The following is a 16,651-nucleotide window of genomic DNA, read 5'->3' on the forward strand; positions in this document are numbered from 1 at the left end:
GGCCCCTCCCTCGAACAGGGCGCCGACGAGGGCGGCCACCTGCTCACCGGCAACACCGGGAGCGTCGCGTCGGGCCGCCTGGCCTACTTCTTCGGTCGGGTCGGTCCGGCCATCCCATCGAGAGCCGCATGATCATGCCATAGTCAATTGGTGGGGTCGTATGATCAAGGGCATGGTCATGCTCGGCCACGCGAAAAGGTAAAGGCCGTCCCAGGGGAAAGTAACTCCCCACCTGGGACGACCTGGTGACGATGCGTCAGGAAGGCGGCTAGCGCGCCCCGCCGTTGACGTACAGCGTCTGCCCGCTGACGTAGGAGGCCTCTTCGCTGGCCAGGAAGGCGACGACCGAGGCGATCTCCTCCGGCTGCCCGACCCGGCGCAGCGGCGTCCGGGCGGCGACCTCGCCCTGGTGGTCCTCGGCGCTGCTGCCGACCCGTTCGGCGGTGGCCGCGGTCATCGCGGTGGCGATGTACCCGGGCGCGACGGCGTTGACGTTGATGTTGAACGGGCCCAGCTCGATCGCCAGGGTCGCGGTGAGGCCCTGGATGCCGGCCTTGGCGGCCGCGTAGTTGGCCTGGCCCCGGTTGCCGAGGGCGGAGCGCGAGCTGAGCGAGACGATCTTCCCGTACTTCTGCGCCACCATGTACTTCTGTGCCACGTGGCTGCAGTTGTACGCGCTGGTCAGGTTGACCGTCAGCACCGCGTCCCAGTCGGCCTTGGGCATCCGGAAGAACAGGTTGTCCCGGGTGATCCCGGCGTTGTTGACCAGGATGTGCAGCCCGCCGAGGTCCGCCGCGACCTGGGCGAACACCGCCTCCACGGCGTCGTAGTCGGCCACGTCGCAGCCGTACGCCCGTGCGGTGCCGCCCTTGGCGGTGATCTCGGCGACCGTCCCGGCCGCCCGCTCGGCGGTGAGGTCGACGACGGCGACCGCCGCGCCCTCCTCCGCCAGCCGGCGGGCGGTGGCCGCCCCGATGCCCTGCGCCGCGCCGGTCACCACGGCGACCTTGTCCGCGAACCGCGTCATGTGAACTCCTCGGTGGTTGGGATCGACAGTCGACAAGTCGACGGTCGACAAGCGGTGGACCACGGATGGTCAGACGTTCTCGACCAGCACGGCCGTTCCCTGCCCCACACCCACGCACATGGTGGCCAGGCCGCGCCGGGCACCGGTACGGCGCATCCGGTGCAGCAGGGTGGTGAGGATGCGGGCGCCGGAGCCGCCCAGGGGGTGGCCGAGCGCGATCGCCCCGCCGCTGGGGTTGACCACCTCCTCGGCCTGCTCCGGTCCGAAACCGAGGCCGTCGGCGGAGGCCAGCGCCTGGGCGGCGAAGGCCTCGTTCAGTTCGGCGGTGTCCAGATCGGCGAGCGACCAGCCGGCCCGCGCGAGCACCTTCGCCGTGGCCGGCACCGGGCCGATGCCCATGACGTCCGGGTGCACCCCGGCCGAGGCGCCGGCCACGTACCGGCCGAGCGGCTGGAGCCCGAGGTCGCGCAGCGCCTCCTCGCCGACCAGGACGAGCCCGGCCGCGCCGTCGTTCATCGGCGAGGCGTTCCCGGCGGTGACCGTGCCCCCGGCGCGGAACACCGGCTTGAGGCCGGCGAGCTTCGCCAGGCTGGTGTCCTCGCGGATGCCCTCGTCCCGGCTCACCGTCACCCCGTCCGGCCGCTCGACCGGGACCAGTTCGGCGTCGAAGTGCCCGTCCTTGCGGGCGGCGCCGGCCCGTCGGTGGCTGCGCAGCGCGAAGGCGTCCTGGCGCTCCCGGCCGATGCCGTACCGGGCGGCCACCTCCTCGGCGGTCTCGCCCATGCCGAGCACGCCGTGCAGTTCGGCCATCCGCGGGTTGGTGAGCCGCCAGCCGAGCCGGGTGTCGAAGGTCTCCATCCGGTGCGGCAGCGCCTCGTCCGGGCGGGGCAGGACGAAGGGGGCGCGGGTCATCGACTCGCAGCCGCCGGCCAGCACCACGTCCGCCTCGCCGGAGCCGATGGCCCGGGCGGCGAGGGTGACGGCCTCCAGGCCGGAGGCGCAGAGCCGGTTGACGGTGGCTCCGGGGACGGTCTCCGGCAGGCCGGCCAGCAGGACGGCCATCCGGGCGGCGTTGCGGTTGTCCTCGCCGGCCTGGTTGGCGGCGCCCCAGTAGACGTCGTCGATCCGGGCGGGGTCGAGCGCGGGGACATCGGCGAGCAGGGCGCGCAGCACGGTGGCCGAGAGGTCGTCCGGGCGGACCGTGGCGAGCGCGCCGCGCAGCCGGCCGATGGGTGTGCGGCGGGCGGCGGCGAAGTAGACGGGACGCACGTCGTCGGGCTCCTTGTCGGGTGGCGGGGCGGGGGTGTCCGTGGCGGGTTCAGAAGGCGTTGACGCCGGTCAGGGCGCGTCCGATGAGCAATTGGTGGATCTGGCTGGTGCCCTCGTAGAGCGTCATCACCCGCGCGTCGCGCAGGTACTTGCCGACCGGGTACTCGTCGATGAAGCCGTAGCCGCCGAAGACCTGGAGCGCGTTGTTGGCGGCCCGCACGGCTGCCTCACTGGCGTACAGCTTGGCGACGGAGGACTCGGTGGCGAACGGCAGGCCGCGCTCGATGTGGTCGGCGACCTTCCAGGTGAGCAGCCGGGCCGCCTCGACGTCCACGGCGATGCCGGCCAGCAGTTCCTGGACGAGCTGGTGCGCGGCGATCGGCTTGCCGAACTGCTCGCGCTCGCCCGCGTAGCGGACGGCGGCCTCCAGGCAGGCCCGGGCGATGCCGACGCAGCCGGCCGCCACCGACATCCGGCCCTTGGCCAGCGCGGCCATCGCCACCGTGAAGCCCTTGCCGACCTCGCCGAGCCGGGCGGTGTCCGGCACCCGGACATCCTCGAAGGAGAGCCCGGCGGTGGCCTGGCCGCGCAGGCCGAGCTTGCCGTGGATCTCGGTGCGGGTGAAGCCGGGCAGGTCGGTGGGGACCAGGAAGGCGGTGATGCCCCGGTGGCCGCGCTCCTGCGGTCCGTCGCCGCCGGTGCGGGCGAAGACCAGCGCGACGTCGGCCCAGGTGCCGTTGGTGATGAAGGTCTTGGCGCCGCTGATCAGCCAGTGGTCGCCGTCCCGGACGGCCCGGGTGGTGAGGTCGGCGGCGTCCGATCCGGTGCCCGGCTCGGTGAGCGCGAAGCAGGCGAGGGACTCGCCGGAGGTGAGCCGGGGCAGCCAGTGCCGCTTCTGCTCCTCGGTGCCGAAGGCGTTGACGGACTTGCCGACCAGACCGAGCGAGACCGAGACGATCCCGCGCACGGCCGAGTCGCCGCGCCCGAGCTCCTCCAGCACGAGGCAGTACGCGAGGTGGTCGCCGCCGCTGCCGCCGTACTCCTCCGGGATGGTCAGTCCGAGGAAGCCGACCTTCGCCAGCTTGCCGACGATCGCCCGGTCGACGGACTCGGCGCGGTCCCACTCGGCGGCGTACGGGACGATCTCGCGGTCGGTGAAGGAGGCGGCGAGGTCACGGAAGGCGCTCTGCTCCTCGGACAGCTCCAGGTTCACGGCGGCTCCCGAATCCGGTGTCCTGGGCCCGGTGCGGGGTCCGGGCCGATTAAACTAGCGCTGCAAGTTTTATGGGGGCGACTGTAGCCCCGCCCGGCCCGCGCTGGGAAGGGGCGCCTGCCAGAATCGGTCCCCGACACACCCGACCGGAGGAACCGGAGGAACCCGCCGCGATGGCCCGTCCACGCACCCCGCTGCTCAGCCGCGAGCGCATCGTCGCCGCCGCACTGCGGCTGATCGACGACGAGGGGCTGGACGCCCTCTCCACCCGCCGGCTCGCCACCGAGCTGTCCGTCAGCGGGCCCTCGCTCTACAACCACTTCGCCACCAAGGACGACCTGCTGGACGCGGTGGTGGACAGCGTCATCGGCGAGGTCGACCTGTCGATGTTCGGGGCCGCCGCCGGGGCCGTGGGGGACGCGGGAGCTGCTGGGAGCACCGGGAGCACCGGGGGCGCCTGGCCGCAGGCGCTGCGCGACTGGGCGCGCTCCTACCGCGCCGCGCTGGCCGCCCACCCCAACATCGTCCCGGTCCTGGCCCAGGGCCCCGGGCGCCGGCCGAACGCGCTGCGGCTGGCCGACGCGGTCTTCGGCCACCTGGTCGAGTCCGGGTGGCCCCGCGGACAGGCCACCAGGATCGGCGCGCTGATGCGCTACTTCGTCACGGGCTCGGCGCTCGCCTCCTTCGCGGCCGGCTTCCCGGCGGACGCCGAGGTCTACGACGCGGCCGACTATCCGCACCTCGGTGAGGCGCACCGACTGGCCGGGCACCGCGGGACGGTGGACGAGGGCGCCTTCGAGACCGGGCTGGAGGCGCTGCTCGACGGGCTCGCCCTGCGCTACGCCAGGCTCGCCGAGCGGCCCTGACCCGTCGAGACGCCCCGCCGCGCGGCGCCTCGCCCGGCCCGTTCGTCGCGCGACGCCTCGCCCGGCCTCGCCCGTTCGTCGCGCGATGCCTCGCCGGACTTCCCCCTTCGCCGTGCGGGCCTGCTTCGCCGTGCGGGCCCGGCCCCGCGGAAACGACGCGGCCCCCGCGCCTCCGCGCCGATCGCGCGGGGGTGCGGGGGCCGGGAGGCCGAGGAGCGGCGGATCAGCCCATGTCCTCCAGCCGGACACCCTTGGTCTCCTTCATGAACTTCGCCACGAAGAGGACGGACAGCGCCGCGAAGGCGGCGTAGACCAGGTAGGTCGCCGACAGGTTCCAGCGCGACATGGACGGGAACGAGACGGTGATCACCCAGTTCGCGATCCACTGCGCGGAGGCGGCGACGGAGAGGGCGGCGGCGCGGATCCGGTTCGGGAACATCTCGCCGAGCATCACCCAGACGACCACGCCCCAGGACATCGCGAAGAACAGCACGAAGGCGTTGGCGGCGACCAGCGCCACGGTGCCCTGGAGGTCGGGCAGGGTGAGGTTGTCCCCGCTGCCGGTGGCCGAGGAGAAGGCCCAACCGGCGGTGCCGAGCGCGACCGCCATGCCGACCGAGCCGATCAGGGCGAGCGGCTTGCGGCCGATCCGGTCGACCAGCACGATCGCGATCACGGTGCCGAGGATGTTGATCACCGAGCCGACGAAGCTGATCAGCAGCGAGTTGCTCTGGTCGATGCCGACCGACTGCCACAGGATCGACGAGTAGTAGAAGATCACGTTGATGCCGACCAGCTGCTGGAAGACCGACAGGCCGATGCCGACCCAGACGACGGGGAGCAGGCCGAACCGGCCGCCGAGCAGGTCGCGGAAGCGCGGGCGGTGGTCGGAGGCGATCAGCGACTGGATCTCGGCGATCCGGGCGTCGGTGTCCGTTCCCTCGCCCTCGACCTCGGCGAGCACCTTGCGGGCGTCGTCCAGGCGCTCGGCCTGGATCAGGTAGCGCGGGGACTCGGGGATGACCGAGGAGAGCACGAAGTAGACCGCGGCCGGGACGACGCAGATGCCGAGCATCCACTGCCAGGCCTCCAGCCCGAGCAGCTGGCCGCGGGTGTCGCCGCCGGCCGCCTGCGCCAGCACCCAGTTGACCAGCTGGGATATCGCGATGCCGAGCACGATGGCGGCCTGCTGGAAGGAGGCCAGCCGGCCCCGGTACTTGGTCGGCGCGACCTCGGCGATGTAGGTCGGGGCGATCACCGAGGCGATGCCGATGGCCGCGCCGCCGAGGACGCGCCAGAGGGCGAGGTCCCAGGCGGAGAACGGCAGCATCGAGCCGACCGCGCTGATCGCGAAGAGCAGCGCGCCCGCCTTCATGACCTTGATGCGGCCGTACCGGTCGGCGAACCGTCCGGCGAACGCGGCGCCGACCGCCGAGCCCAGCAGCGCGGAGGAGACGATCAGGCCGGTCACGCCGCTGCCGACGCCGAACTTCTCCTGGATCCCGGAGACGGCGCCGTTGATCACGGAGCTGTCGTAGCCGAAGAGGAAGCCGCCGAGGGCCGCTGCCGCGGTGATGAAGACGACGAAGCCGAGGCGGCCGGGCGCGGGGGCCTCGACCGCCCCGGAGGGCTTCTGGGTGACGCTCACGATCTGACTCCTGGTACTCAACGCTGAGCTCGGTAGCCGAGATCGTAACCCCTCTTCGTTTAAGTCTTGTACACCTGGACCCTCAAGTTTCGCTCTGAGAATTCGTAAGGTGAACAAGCAAATTGGGCCGCCCGGGTGCGCCGGTCAGGCCGGCGAGGCGAGGGAGAGCCCGAACCGGCCCCGGGGGTCGGTCCACCAGTGGCTCAGTCGCAGCCCGGCCGCCGACAGCTCCCGGGTCACCCGTTCCCGGCGGAACTTGGCCGAGACCTCGGTGCGCAGCTCCTCGCCCCGGGCGAAGTGCACCGGCAGGTCCAGGGTCGGGATCTTCACGGTCTGCGAGCGCAGCGAGCGCAGCCGCATCTCGATCCACTCCTGCTCGGCGTCCCAGAGCGCGACGTGCTCGAAGGCCTCCGGGTCGAAGTCGGCGCCCAGCTCGCGGTTGAGCACGTTCAGCACGTTCCGGTTGAACTCGGCGGTCACCCCGGCGGCGTCGTCGTAGGCGGCGACCAGCACCGCCGGGTCCTTGACCAGGTCGGTGCCGAGCAGCAGGAAGTCGCCCGGGTCGAGGGTGGCGCGCAGGCCGCGCAGGAAGGCGGCGCGCTCCTGGGGCAGCAGGTTGCCGAGGGTGCCGCCGAGGAAGGCGACCAGGCGCGGGCCGCCCTCCGGCGGCAGCCCGAGCCGGGTGGTGAAGTCGGCGAGCACGCCGTGCACCGCGAGCCCGGGGTACTCGGCGGCGAGCGCGGCGCCGGCCGCGGTCAGGGCGCTCTCGCTGACGTCCACCGGGACGTACGTCTCCAGGGTGCCGAGCGCGCGCAGGGCGTCCAGCAGCAGCCGGGTCTTCTCGGAGGAGCCGGAGCCCAGTTCGACCAGGGTGCGGGCCCCGGTGGCGGCCGCGATCTCGCCGGCCCGGGCGGTCAGGATGGTCCGCTCCGCGCGGGTCGGGTAGTACTCGGGCAGTCGGGTGATCTCCTCGAACAGCTCGCTGCCCCGCGCGTCGTAGAACCACTTCGGCGGCAGCCACTTGGGCTGCGAGGTCAGTCCGTGCCGCACGTCATGGTGCAGCGCGGTGCTGAAGTGGTCGGAGGGCAGCAGTCGGACGAGATCGAATGTGTCCATGACAGGGTGGTTCCTCTGTTCAGAAGATGAAGGGAGAGTGGGGGTCAGTCGCGGCCGGGGAGGCGGTTCACGGCGATGCCGCGCGCGTCCACCAGCAGCAGCGAGCCGTCCGGGACGGGCGTCCAGCCGGGCGCGTCGTCGTACGGCTCGGAGGCCACCACCGTGCCGAGGCCCGGCAGCGTGCGGTGGTACAGGGTGTCGCCCCAGGTGGTCGCGGCGATCGCGGTGCCGTCGGTGAGCAGCAGGTTGAGCCGGCCGGCGGTGTGCGCGGCGACGTCCGCCACCGTGCCCGCCAGCGCCTCACCGAGCCCCGCGCCGGCCCGCAGCCGGTGCAGGGCGAGCGCCCACAACAGCGCCGAGTCGGTGCGCGCCTGCAGGTCCAGCAGCTCGGCCGGGGGCAACAGGGCGGCCAGGGCGTCCAGCTTGCCGGGCCAGCCGGCCACCGCGCCGTTGTGGCTGAACAGCCAGCGCTCGGCGGCGAACGGCGCGGCCGCGCCCTCGCCCGGCGCGCAGCCCTCGGTGGCGGAGCGGACGGCGGCCAGCAGCGCCCGGGTGCGGACCACCCGGGCGAGGTCGGCGAAGGTCTCGTCCGCCCAGATCGGACCGGTCCGGCGGTAGCGGGCGGGTACTTCGTCGCCGTCCGCGTACCAGCCGAGGCCGAAGCCGTCCGCGTTGACCGTGCCGTACTGCTGGACCCGGGGGGCCCAGGACTGCCGGTACAGGCCGTACGGCGGGTGCACCAGAAGTTCCCTGGGGGTCAACGGTTCGCCCAGATAGGCGATGTGACGGCACATCAGGCCGACTCCAGGTCGCGCGCGGTGCGGAACCCGGCGAAGATCTGCCGCCGGATCGGGTAGTCCCAGTTGCGGAAGGTGCCCCGGCAGGCCACCGACGCCACCGCGAAGCAGCCGCCGCGCAGCACCTTGTACTCGGGGCCGAAGAACACCTCCGAGTACTCCCGGTACGGCCAGGCCCGGAACCCCGGGTAGGAGCGGAAGTCGCTGGCCGTCCACTCCCACACGTCGCCGATCAACTGGCGTACCCCGTACGGGGACTGCCCCTTCGGGTAGCTGCCCGCACCGGCCGGGCGCAGATGGCGCTGGCCGAGGTTGGCGTGCTCCGGGCCGGGCGGCCCGTCGCCCCAGGGGTAGCGGCGGGAGCGGCCGGTGGCCGGATCGTGCCGGGCCGCCTTCTCCCACTCGGCCTCGGTCGGCAGCCGTCGTCCGGCCCACCGGGCGTACGCGTCCGCCTCGTACCAACTGACGTGCAGGACCGGCTCGTCCGGCTCGACCGGCGCGACCGCGCCGAAGCGCCGGCGCAGCCACTGGCCGTCCAGGTGGCGCCAGAAGAGCGGGGCGGTCAGGTCGGCGCGCCGGCGGTGCTCCCAGCCCTCCGGCGTCCACCAACGCGGGTCGTCGTAGCCGCCGTCCGCGATGAACCGCTGGTAGGCCGCGTTGGTGACCGGGGTGGTGTCCAGCAGGAAGGCCGGCAGGTCGACGGTGTGCGCCGGGCGCTCGTTGTCCAGCGCCCACGGCTCGGTGTCCGTTCCCATGGTGAACGGCCCTGCGGGGATGAGGACTTCGGCGGGCAGGGTGGCCGCGTCGGCGGGCGCGGGCGGCGGTGGGGGAGCGGCCAGGGCCGGCTCGCCGGTGCGCAGCTGGTGGGTGATCAGCATGGTCTCGTCGTGCTGCTGCTCGTGCTGGGCGATCATCCCGAACGCGAACCCGGCCTCCAGCAGCGGCGCGCCCTCCAGCGGGCTGGCGGCCAGCAGGTCCAGCACCCGGCCGCGCACCTCGTGGGCGTAGGCGCGGGCCTCGGCCGGCGGCAGCAACGGCAGGGCGGGGCGCTCGGCGCGGGGGTGCTGGAAGGCGTCGTAGAGCGGATCGATCTCCGGGTGCATCGGGTCGCGGCCACCGACGTTGCGCAGCAGCCAGAGCTCCTCCTGGTTGCCGATGTGCGCGAGGTCCCAGACCAGCGGGGACATCAGCGGGGAGTGCTGGGCGGTGAGATCGCTGTCCTCGACGCAGTCGGTCAGGGCGGCGGTGCGGGCGCGGGCGGCCAGTAGCTCGGTGGCGATGCTCTCGCGCAGTGCCTCGGTACCGGCGGTACCGGCGGTGCCGAGGTCGTCGAGGCCGTCGGTGGTGCCGGTGGGGCCGGTTCCAGCTGTGGCGTCGGTGCGGTCCGTGCTGCCTGCCCCGGCATCCCCGTGGGGTCGGACGTCGGTCATGATGCGGCCTCCTCCGGGGGAGTGCGTCGGGTGCCGGAGCGCAGGGCGTCCAGCTGGTCGTCGGCCGGGCAGCGGCCGCGCGCGGGGTAGCGCTCGGCGAACTCGGCGACGGTGGTGCGCAGCCGCCCGGCACCGGGCAGGCGGCCCAGTGCGGCGTCGGCGGCGGCGAAGCAGGCGAGGGCGGCGCGGCGCAGCTCGGGGTCGGCCGTCGCCAGGGTGGCGGCGCGGCGCCAGACCCCGCTGCGCGGCGGTCGCGGACCGTCCGCCCCCTCCCGCCGGTCGATGACGTCCAGTGGCTCCAGCGCGGCCAGTGCGGCATCGGCGGCCAGCGCGTCCTCCAGCAGTGCGGTGACCAGCGCGGTGACCACCACCCAGCCGTCCCCGGGCTGGGCGTCGATCATCCGCAGCTCCAGGTGGCCACGCGGGCGCACCGGCGGGAAGAGGGTGGTGCGGTGGTAGTCCAAGTCGTCGAGGGTGGGCGGGCGTTCGCCCGCGCCGCGGATCCAGTCGCGGAACGTCAGACCGGCCGGGGCCGTCCAGGGCAGGCCCTCGGGCCGCCGCACGCACAGCACCCGGGCGTCCAGCACGTACTGCGCCCACGCCTCGCGCGGATCGCCGTGGTCCGGTTCGGGGGCCAGCGTGCGGGTCGGGTCCATCCGGGACCAGACGGTCTGCCGGGTGGACCGGTGACCGGTCGGACTGCCGTCCAGGATCGGCGAGTTGGCGAAGGCGGCGACCAGCACCGGGCCCAGCAGATGGGCCAGTCGCCAGCGGCGCTCCACCGCGTGCGGACCGTCCGTGTCGCCGGCGTCCAGGCACACCTGCACCGATGCGGTACCCGTCATCATGATTCGGCCCCAGGGCCCCGCGGAGTCGAAGAAGCGCTCCATCGCGAGGTAGCGGGGGTGGTCCAGCACCATCGGTCGGGGACGGGCCAGCGGGTCCGTTCCGGTGCCGGTGAGTCGAAGGCCCTGCGCCGCGAAGGCGGCCCGCAGGGCGGTCAGATCACGTCGGGTGTCCTCGACGCAGGCCAGGAGGCCGGTGGCGGGCGGGGAGCTGAGCTCGACCTGTCCGCCGGGTTCGAGCGTGAGGCGCGAACCGGAGGGGAGGGAGTCGCCGTCCGGGCCGCCGAGGGGCAGCGAATCCAGTGCGGCGTGGAGCAGTTCCGGCCGTACGGGCCGGGTGGGACATTGATCGTCATGGACGAACCACTCGACCTCCACCCCCACGAGGCGGGGCGGTCCGATCTTGAAGCAGACGCCCGACACGTGGCTGCGCGCCCCCGATTCGGTCAACGGGGTCACCCCCGACGGGGGGAGTGGCGTGCTCTGCCGTTCGGGCGGAGTGGTGCGGGATACCGGTATCACCGGACTCACCATCCTCGGGATCACGATTGCGGCCCGGTCTACCCTGCCCAGTCTGCTACGGAGCATGCGGGGGCGCCCCGCAAAATTCGCGTGAACGTTCTTTTTTGCAGGTCAGGGGCGTGGCGAACGGGTGAGGGCGGGATTTTCCGGCCGACCGGCGGGCGGGGCCCGGGCCCGATCCGGCCGGGGCATGTGCCGGGGTCACAGGCGCTCCAGCCGCTCCAGGACGGTCATCAGGACCGGCCCCGGCAGGGCGTAGTTCAGCCGCAGCGAACCCCGGCCGCCGGAGCCGAACTCGGCGCCGTCGGAGGCCTCCAGGCCGCAGCGCTCCAGCAGGGCCCGGCGGGCGTCGGCGGGCGGCAGGCCGAGCGCGGCGGCGTCCAGCCAGAGCAGGTAGGAGGCGTGCGGGGCGGAGCGGACGGCGGGTCCGAGCCGGTCGGTCAGCCGGGTGCGGGCGGCGGCCAGGTGGGCGAGCAGCGCGTCCAGCCAGGGGCCGCCCTCGCGCAGTGCCGCCTGCTGCACGGTCTGCTCCAGCAGGCCGCCCTCCCAGAGGCCGTAGCCGGCCAGCGCCTCGGCGAACCGGGCGCGCAGCCCGGCATCGGGGACGAGGGCGAAACCGCTGGGGATGCCGGAGCAGTTGAAGGTCTTGCCGACGGAGTTGAGGGTGACGACGTGGCGCAGGTGCGCCGGGTCGGCGGTGGCGACGGCGACGGGGTGGGCGCGGCCGGGATGGGTGAGGTCGCCGTGCACCTCGTCCGAGACCAGCAGCGCGCCGCTCTCGGCCGCCCACGCGGCGAGACCGCGCACCGCGTCGAGGGGCCACACGGTGCCGGAGGGGTTGTGCGGGTTGCTCAGCAGCACGGCGCCGGCGGGTCGGGGGAGCGGGCCGTGCGGGAGCCGGTAGCCGTCCGGGCCCAGGTGCAGCGGCAGCGCGTGGTGCGGGAGGCCGGCCGCGCGGCAGAGTTGGGCGAAACCGCCCCACTCGGGGGTGGGGAAGAGGACGGGGGCCTGCGGCCGTACGGTCTCCAGCAGGACGCGCAGCGCGGTGCGCGGGCCGCAGGGCAGTAGCAGGACCCAGTCCGGGTCCACCGCGGCGCCGTGCCGGGCGCGGTACCAGTCGGCCACCAGGGTGCGGCCGGCCGGGTCGCAAACCGTGTAGCCGTACGCGCGGTGGCGGGCGCGCCGCTCCAGCGCCTCGGCGACGGCGGGCGGGCCGGGCAGGTCCATGTCGGCGAGGCTCATCGGGATCACCCCGGGGGCGTCCGCGCGGGCCCACTTGCTGCTGCCGGTGCCGGTCCGGTCGAAGGGGGCGTCGAACCCGAAGTCGGGGGCGGGGGCGGAGCCGGGGGCGCCGCGAACAGATGACAGATTTCGAAATCTGTCATCTGTTCGCTGAAAGCTGTCGTCCGTCATCTGTTCGCCGTCACCCGCCGCTCGTCGTCCGTCGTCCGTCGTCCGCCGCCCGCCAGATGGGCGGCGAGCCCCCGCCGCCCCCGGCGCATCATCACCGCGTGGTTGGCCCGGAACAGCGGGTGCAGCGGCAGGGCGAGCCGGCGCAGCAAGGGCTTGCCGGGCCGGGTGTCCTCCTCGAACAGCACCCGGCTGCCCGCGCTGCCCTGGCTGCCCGCGCCGCCGGCGGAGTCCGGCGTCACCGTGAACCGCGTCCACCCGGTCAGGTCGCCCCGCATGATCACCTCCAGTACCCCGGCGGCCGGGTCGCGCCGGCTCGCCACCAGGCCGATCACCAGCCGGTACGGCAGCAGCGCGCGCACCACCACGTCCCCGCGGTCCTCGCCGGTCGGCCGGACCTCGCGGATCTCCGGCCACCACAGCGGGTAGCTCCGCACGTCCTCCAGTGCCGCGTACACGGCGGGCGCCGGAGCCGCGAGCCGCCAGACGCCCCGGAATCGGTAGTGGTTGGGGTCCACCACCCCACCCTAGTGCGGCCCGGCCGGCCCGAGGGGCGAACGCCGGTGGACCGTTGTCGAGTTGGTCCCCGGTGCGGACCCGCGCCGGAGGGCGGGCGTTACGGAGGCGCCCGTCCTTCGGGAAGGGCGCATTCCGCTTGCACCCGTTCGGGGTGCGGGGGAGGATCTTGTGTGCTTGTAGTCTCAACAGTCACAGCAGCATCCCCAGGGTGCTGCCACCCCAGAACCGGAGTGAAGGAGTCACAGGCATGCGGCGACCGAGCTGGGTACCGGAGGGTACGGACCTGGACAAACCGAACGCCGCGCGGGTCTACGACTACTACCTCGGGGGCTCCCACAACTTCGAGGTCGACCGGGAGATGGCCCGCAAGGCGATGGCCCTGTGGCCGGAGCTGCCGCAGATCATGCGCTCCAACCGCGCCTTCCTGCGCCGCGCCGTGACCTTCCTCGCCGAGCAGGGCGTCAGCCGCTTCCTGGACATCGGCTCCGGCATCCCGACCTTCAGCGCGGTGCACGAGATCGCCCGCGAGATCCGCCCCGGGGCGAAGGTCGTCTACGTGGACCGCGACCCGGTCGCCGTCGCGCACAGCCGTCTGCTGCTGGAGGACGACCGGGACAGCGCCGTCGTCCAGGCCGACCTGCGCGACGTGGCCGACCTGCTGGCCCGCCCCGAGGTCGGCGAGCTGCTGGCGGCCGGCGAGCCGGTGGCCGTGCTGCTGGTCGCCGTCGCCCACTTCGTCAGCGACGAGGAGGACCCGTGGAAGCTGATCGGCGTGATCCGCGACGCCCTCCCGCCCGGCAGCGCGCTGGTGCTCTCGCACGCCTCCCTGGAGGGCCGCCCGGACCAGGCGGAGGACCACCAGAAGCTGTACCGGATGACGCCGACCCCGCTGACCATGCGCACCCACGAGCAGATCACCGCGATGTTCTCCGGCTTCGAGCTGGTCGAGCCGGGCGTGGTCTACCTGCCGCAGTGGCGCCCGGACCAGCCCGGTACGGTCGGTGAGCACCCCGAGCGGATGACCGGGGTGGCGGGCGTGGGGTTCCGCCCTTGATTGGACGCGACGGACGAGGCACCGACGGCCGTGCGCCCCGCGCGGCGGCCGCCGGAAGCGCGGTGCCGGGCCCGGGCGGCAGCACGACCCGGGGCAACGGGAGCGGCCGAGCGGCCCTCGCCGGGCCCGCCGCAACCGGCGCGCACAGCAGAGGAACCAGGTTCAGCAGATGAGTACCACCCCGGTGCGCGGCAACGCGGAGCGCTTCCACGAGGACTGGGCCCGGCTGCTCTCCGCCGACCACGGCATCGCCGTCCACCCCGGCCTGCTCGGCCGGCTGGTCGCGCGCACCGCCGCGCTGCTGCACCGCGCCCAGGAGGGCGACCCGTTCGAGCCGCGGCTGGCCGCGCAGGCCGGCGCCGAACTGGTCGACGCGCACTTCACCGACCCGGTGCTGCTGGCCCGGGCGGTCGAGCTGCTCCAGGCGCAGCCCGTCCACGACGACCGCGGCCCGGCCCTGACCGGCGCCTTCGCGGCCGGCTGGGCGGGCGCCCTGCGCGAGCGCACGCTGATCGAGCAGGAGGCGATCCGCACCGCCGCCGACGCCGCCCGCAAGGAGGCCGAGCGGGCGCTGCGCGCGTCCGAGGCCCGGTTCCGGGCGCTGTTCGAGAGCGCCGCGATCGGCATCGGCATCGGCGACACCGACGGCAACATCATGGCGGTCAACAAGGCCCTCCAGGACCTGTTCGGCGCGGGCCCGGAGGACATGATCGGGCGCCGGGTCGGCGACCTCGTGCACCCCGAGGACACCCCGGGCGTGTGGGAGGCGTACGAGGAGCTGATCAGCGGAAAGCGGGACTACTTCCAGTTCGACAAGCCGTACTACCGCCAGGACGGCGAGGTGATCTGGACCCACCTGACCGTCTCGCTGATCCGCGACGACGACGGCATCCCGCAGTACCAGGTCGCGATGCTGGAGGACGTCACCGACCGCTACCGGCTCCAGGAGCGGCTGCGCCACCAGGCCACCCACGACCCGCTGACCGGCCTGCCCAACCGCGCGGCCTTCTTCGAGCGGCTGGAGAAGCTGTTCGAGGAGCCCGAGCCGGGTGCCCGCTTCGGCCTCTGCTACGTCGACCTCGACGGTTTCAAGGTGGTCAACGACAGCCTCGGCCACGACATGGGCGACCAGCTGCTGGCCGCCGTCGGTGCCCGGCTGAAGGCCGCCCTCAGTCCGCTGGGCCACCTGGTCGCCCGGCTCGGCGGCGACGAGTTCGTCGTCCTGCTGGAGCGCTGCCGGGGCGAGCAGGAGGCGGTGGCCGCCGCGAAGACCGTGCTCAAGGCGCTCGCCGGGCCGGTGCTGATCGGCGACCACAAGCTCGCCGTCGGTGCCAGCGTCGGCGTGCTGGAGCGGCGGGTGTCCACCACCACCCCGGGCGCGGCCGTCCGCGCCGCCGACCTCACGCTGTACCGTGCCAAGGAGGCCGGCCGCGGCCGCTGGACGCTGTTCGATCCCAAGGAGAACGCCCGCGCGGTCAGCCGCTACGCGGTGTCGGTGCGGATGCCCGCAGCCCTCGACCGCGGCGAGTTCTTCATCGACTACCAGCCGCTCTACCGCCTCGCGGACGGCCGGCTGGCCGCCGTGGAGGCGCTGGTGCGCTGGCGCCACCCGCAGCTCGGCGTGCTCGGCCCGGACGAGTTCGTCACCACCGCCGAGGAGACCGGGCTGATCATGCCGCTCGGCCGCTGGGTGCTGGAGCAGGCCTGCGGCCAGGCCGCGAACTGGATCAAGCGGTACGGCGACGCCGCTCCGCAGCTGAACGTCAACCTGGCGGTCCGGCAGGCCCGCAGCGCCGCCCTGGTCACCGACCTCGGCCGGATCCTCGACGGCACCGGACTGGACCCGGCCCGGCTGCAGCTGGAGATCACCGAGTCGACCGTGGTCGGGCCCGAGGACGAGGCGCTGCGCACCCTGCACGGGCTGGTCGACCTCGGGGTGTCGCTGGCCGTGGACGACTTCGGCACCGGCTGGTCCAACCTCGCCTACCTGCGCGACCTGCCGGTCTCCGGGCTGAAGATCGCCGGTTCCTTCGTCGGCGACCTGCACGAACCGGGGAAGGACGAGTCCACCGGGTGGCGGATCGTCAGCGGACTGGTGTCGATGGCGCACGCGCTCGGGCTGAACGTCACCGCCGAGGGCGTGGAGACCCACCGGGACGCGGAGCGGCTGCGGACCATGGGCTGCGACTGGGCGCAGGGGTGGCACTTCGGGCGCCCGGTGCGGCCCGACGAGATCGCCCGGCGGATCGTGGAGGAGCCGACGGGGCGCCCGGTCGGGGAGCACTGAGGGCCGACGGCGCCCGGTTCCGCGTCGCGGGAGGCGCTTGCGTACCGGTCCTGCGACGGGTCGGTCCTGATCCGGAAAAGCGCCCGACACCCGCGCCCGCCGTGCGGGATGATGACGCGTCACAATCCACCCCGGCACCGGTGCGCCCGCGGTCACGACCCCGCGCCGGTCCGGGCTGCGGGGGAGGGAAACGTCGCATGGGCACGACGGAGGACGCGGATCCGGCCGAGGGCGAACGGCGCGGGCCGAGGCCCCGGTCGGCCGCCGGAGCCGAGCCGGGGAATCCGCCGGGGAGCAGGGTGGAGCGGTGGTCGCGGGGGCGTTGGCGGGGCTCCGAAGCCGCCTCTGACCGGCCCTCCCGGCTCGGGTCGGTGCCGCCCGGGTCGGCGCCTTCAGGGTCGGTGCCTTCAGGGTCGGTGCCGCCCGGGGTGGATCCGCCGACCCGGGTGGACCCGCGCGCCGCGACCCGTCGGGCGCCCGCCGTCCCGCCGCGCTTCGACCCGGAGGCGGCGACGCGTCGGACGTCCCGCGCCGAGCCGCGGTTCGACCCGGAGGCGGCCACCCGCCGCAGGCCGGACGCCGGGCGGGGGTCCGATCCGGACGCGCTGACGGAGGTCCGGCCGGGGAGGCCGGGGAGTCCGGGCCGGC

At 74.0% G+C, this 16,651-nt stretch carries 14 protein-coding genes; 4 read left to right on the forward strand and 10 right to left on the reverse strand.

Annotated elements, in window-relative coordinates; genetic code table 11:
- Positions 1 to 268 precede the first annotated feature (268 nt).
- From fabG to ACIQOV_RS03710, 3 genes are all read right to left on the reverse strand, one after another.
- Complete coding sequence (gene fabG / locus ACIQOV_RS03700; protein WP_359913768.1) at positions 269 to 1,027, reverse strand: 3-oxoacyl-ACP reductase FabG; 759 nt, start codon at positions 1,025 to 1,027, stop codon at positions 269 to 271.
- Between the two features lie 69 nt (positions 1,028 to 1,096).
- Positions 1,097 to 2,296 carry a thiolase family protein gene (locus tag ACIQOV_RS03705; protein WP_401044449.1) on the reverse strand — a complete coding sequence of 400 codons (1,200 nt, stop codon included), beginning with the start codon at positions 2,294 to 2,296 and terminating at the stop codon, positions 1,097 to 1,099.
- A 49-nt stretch (positions 2,297 to 2,345) separates the two neighbouring features.
- Positions 2,346 to 3,509: an acyl-CoA dehydrogenase family protein gene (locus tag ACIQOV_RS03710; protein WP_401044451.1), complete on the reverse strand. Its 1,164-nt coding sequence runs from the start codon at positions 3,507 to 3,509 to the stop codon at positions 2,346 to 2,348.
- A 173-nt stretch (positions 3,510 to 3,682) separates the two neighbouring features.
- Here ACIQOV_RS03710 and ACIQOV_RS03715 point away from each other — a divergent pair, with 173 nt between their 5' ends.
- Positions 3,683 to 4,375, forward strand: a complete 693-nt coding sequence (locus tag ACIQOV_RS03715) for a TetR/AcrR family transcriptional regulator (RefSeq protein ID WP_401044454.1) — start codon at positions 3,683 to 3,685, stop codon at positions 4,373 to 4,375.
- A gap of 223 nt (positions 4,376 to 4,598) precedes the next feature.
- Here the strand turns inward: ACIQOV_RS03715 and ACIQOV_RS03720 are convergent, their stop codons facing one another.
- From ACIQOV_RS03720 to ACIQOV_RS03750, 7 genes are all read right to left on the reverse strand, one after another.
- Positions 4,599 to 6,023: a sugar porter family MFS transporter gene (locus ACIQOV_RS03720; protein WP_359901736.1), complete on the reverse strand. Its 1,425-nt coding sequence runs from the start codon at positions 6,021 to 6,023 to the stop codon at positions 4,599 to 4,601.
- A 144-nt stretch (positions 6,024 to 6,167) separates the two neighbouring features.
- The gene (gene egtD, locus ACIQOV_RS03725) at positions 6,168 to 7,139 is read right to left on the reverse strand and encodes an L-histidine N(alpha)-methyltransferase (protein ID WP_401044458.1); all 972 of its coding nucleotides are present in this window, start codon (positions 7,137 to 7,139) and stop codon (positions 6,168 to 6,170) included.
- Between the two features lie 44 nt (positions 7,140 to 7,183).
- Positions 7,184 to 7,933 (reverse strand): ergothioneine biosynthesis protein EgtC, encoded by a 750-nt coding sequence (egtC, locus tag ACIQOV_RS03730; RefSeq protein ID WP_401044461.1) that lies wholly within the window; start codon positions 7,931 to 7,933, stop codon positions 7,184 to 7,186.
- A complete protein-coding gene (gene egtB / locus ACIQOV_RS03735) occupies positions 7,933 to 9,366 on the reverse strand; it encodes an ergothioneine biosynthesis protein EgtB (RefSeq protein ID WP_401044463.1) in 1,434 nt (477 codons plus the stop codon). Before egtB ends, egtC begins: the two co-directional genes overlap by 1 nt.
- Positions 9,363 to 10,745, reverse strand: coding sequence for an ergothioneine biosynthesis glutamate--cysteine ligase EgtA (gene egtA, locus ACIQOV_RS03740; protein ID WP_401044465.1), 1,383 nt, complete (start codon positions 10,743 to 10,745; stop codon positions 9,363 to 9,365). Before egtA ends, egtB begins: the two co-directional genes overlap by 4 nt.
- A 189-nt stretch (positions 10,746 to 10,934) precedes the next feature.
- Positions 10,935 to 11,975, reverse strand: a complete 1,041-nt coding sequence (locus tag ACIQOV_RS03745; protein ID WP_401044467.1) for an aminotransferase class I/II-fold pyridoxal phosphate-dependent enzyme — start codon at positions 11,973 to 11,975, stop codon at positions 10,935 to 10,937.
- Between the two features lie 167 nt (positions 11,976 to 12,142).
- A complete protein-coding gene (locus ACIQOV_RS03750; RefSeq protein ID WP_401044469.1) occupies positions 12,143 to 12,661 on the reverse strand; it encodes an SRPBCC family protein in 519 nt (172 codons plus the stop codon).
- A 248-nt stretch (positions 12,662 to 12,909) separates the two neighbouring features.
- Between ACIQOV_RS03750 and ACIQOV_RS03755 the strand changes: the two genes are divergently transcribed.
- The 3 genes from ACIQOV_RS03755 to ACIQOV_RS03765 form a co-directional block, all read left to right on the forward strand.
- Positions 12,910 to 13,716 (forward strand): SAM-dependent methyltransferase, encoded by an 807-nt coding sequence (locus ACIQOV_RS03755; protein ID WP_401044471.1) that lies wholly within the window; start codon positions 12,910 to 12,912, stop codon positions 13,714 to 13,716.
- A gap of 169 nt (positions 13,717 to 13,885) precedes the next feature.
- Positions 13,886 to 16,003 carry a putative bifunctional diguanylate cyclase/phosphodiesterase gene (locus ACIQOV_RS03760; RefSeq protein ID WP_401044474.1) on the forward strand — a complete coding sequence of 706 codons (2,118 nt, stop codon included), beginning with the start codon at positions 13,886 to 13,888 and terminating at the stop codon, positions 16,001 to 16,003.
- Positions 16,004 to 16,431: 428 nt separating this feature from the next.
- Positions 16,432 to 16,651: hypothetical protein (locus ACIQOV_RS03765; protein ID WP_401044477.1), on the forward strand; the 220-nt coding region annotated here is incomplete at its 3' end.

Source organism: Kitasatospora sp. NPDC091257 (assembly GCF_044757675.1).
GTDB lineage: Bacteria > Actinomycetota > Actinomycetes > Streptomycetales > Streptomycetaceae > Kitasatospora > Kitasatospora lactacystinica.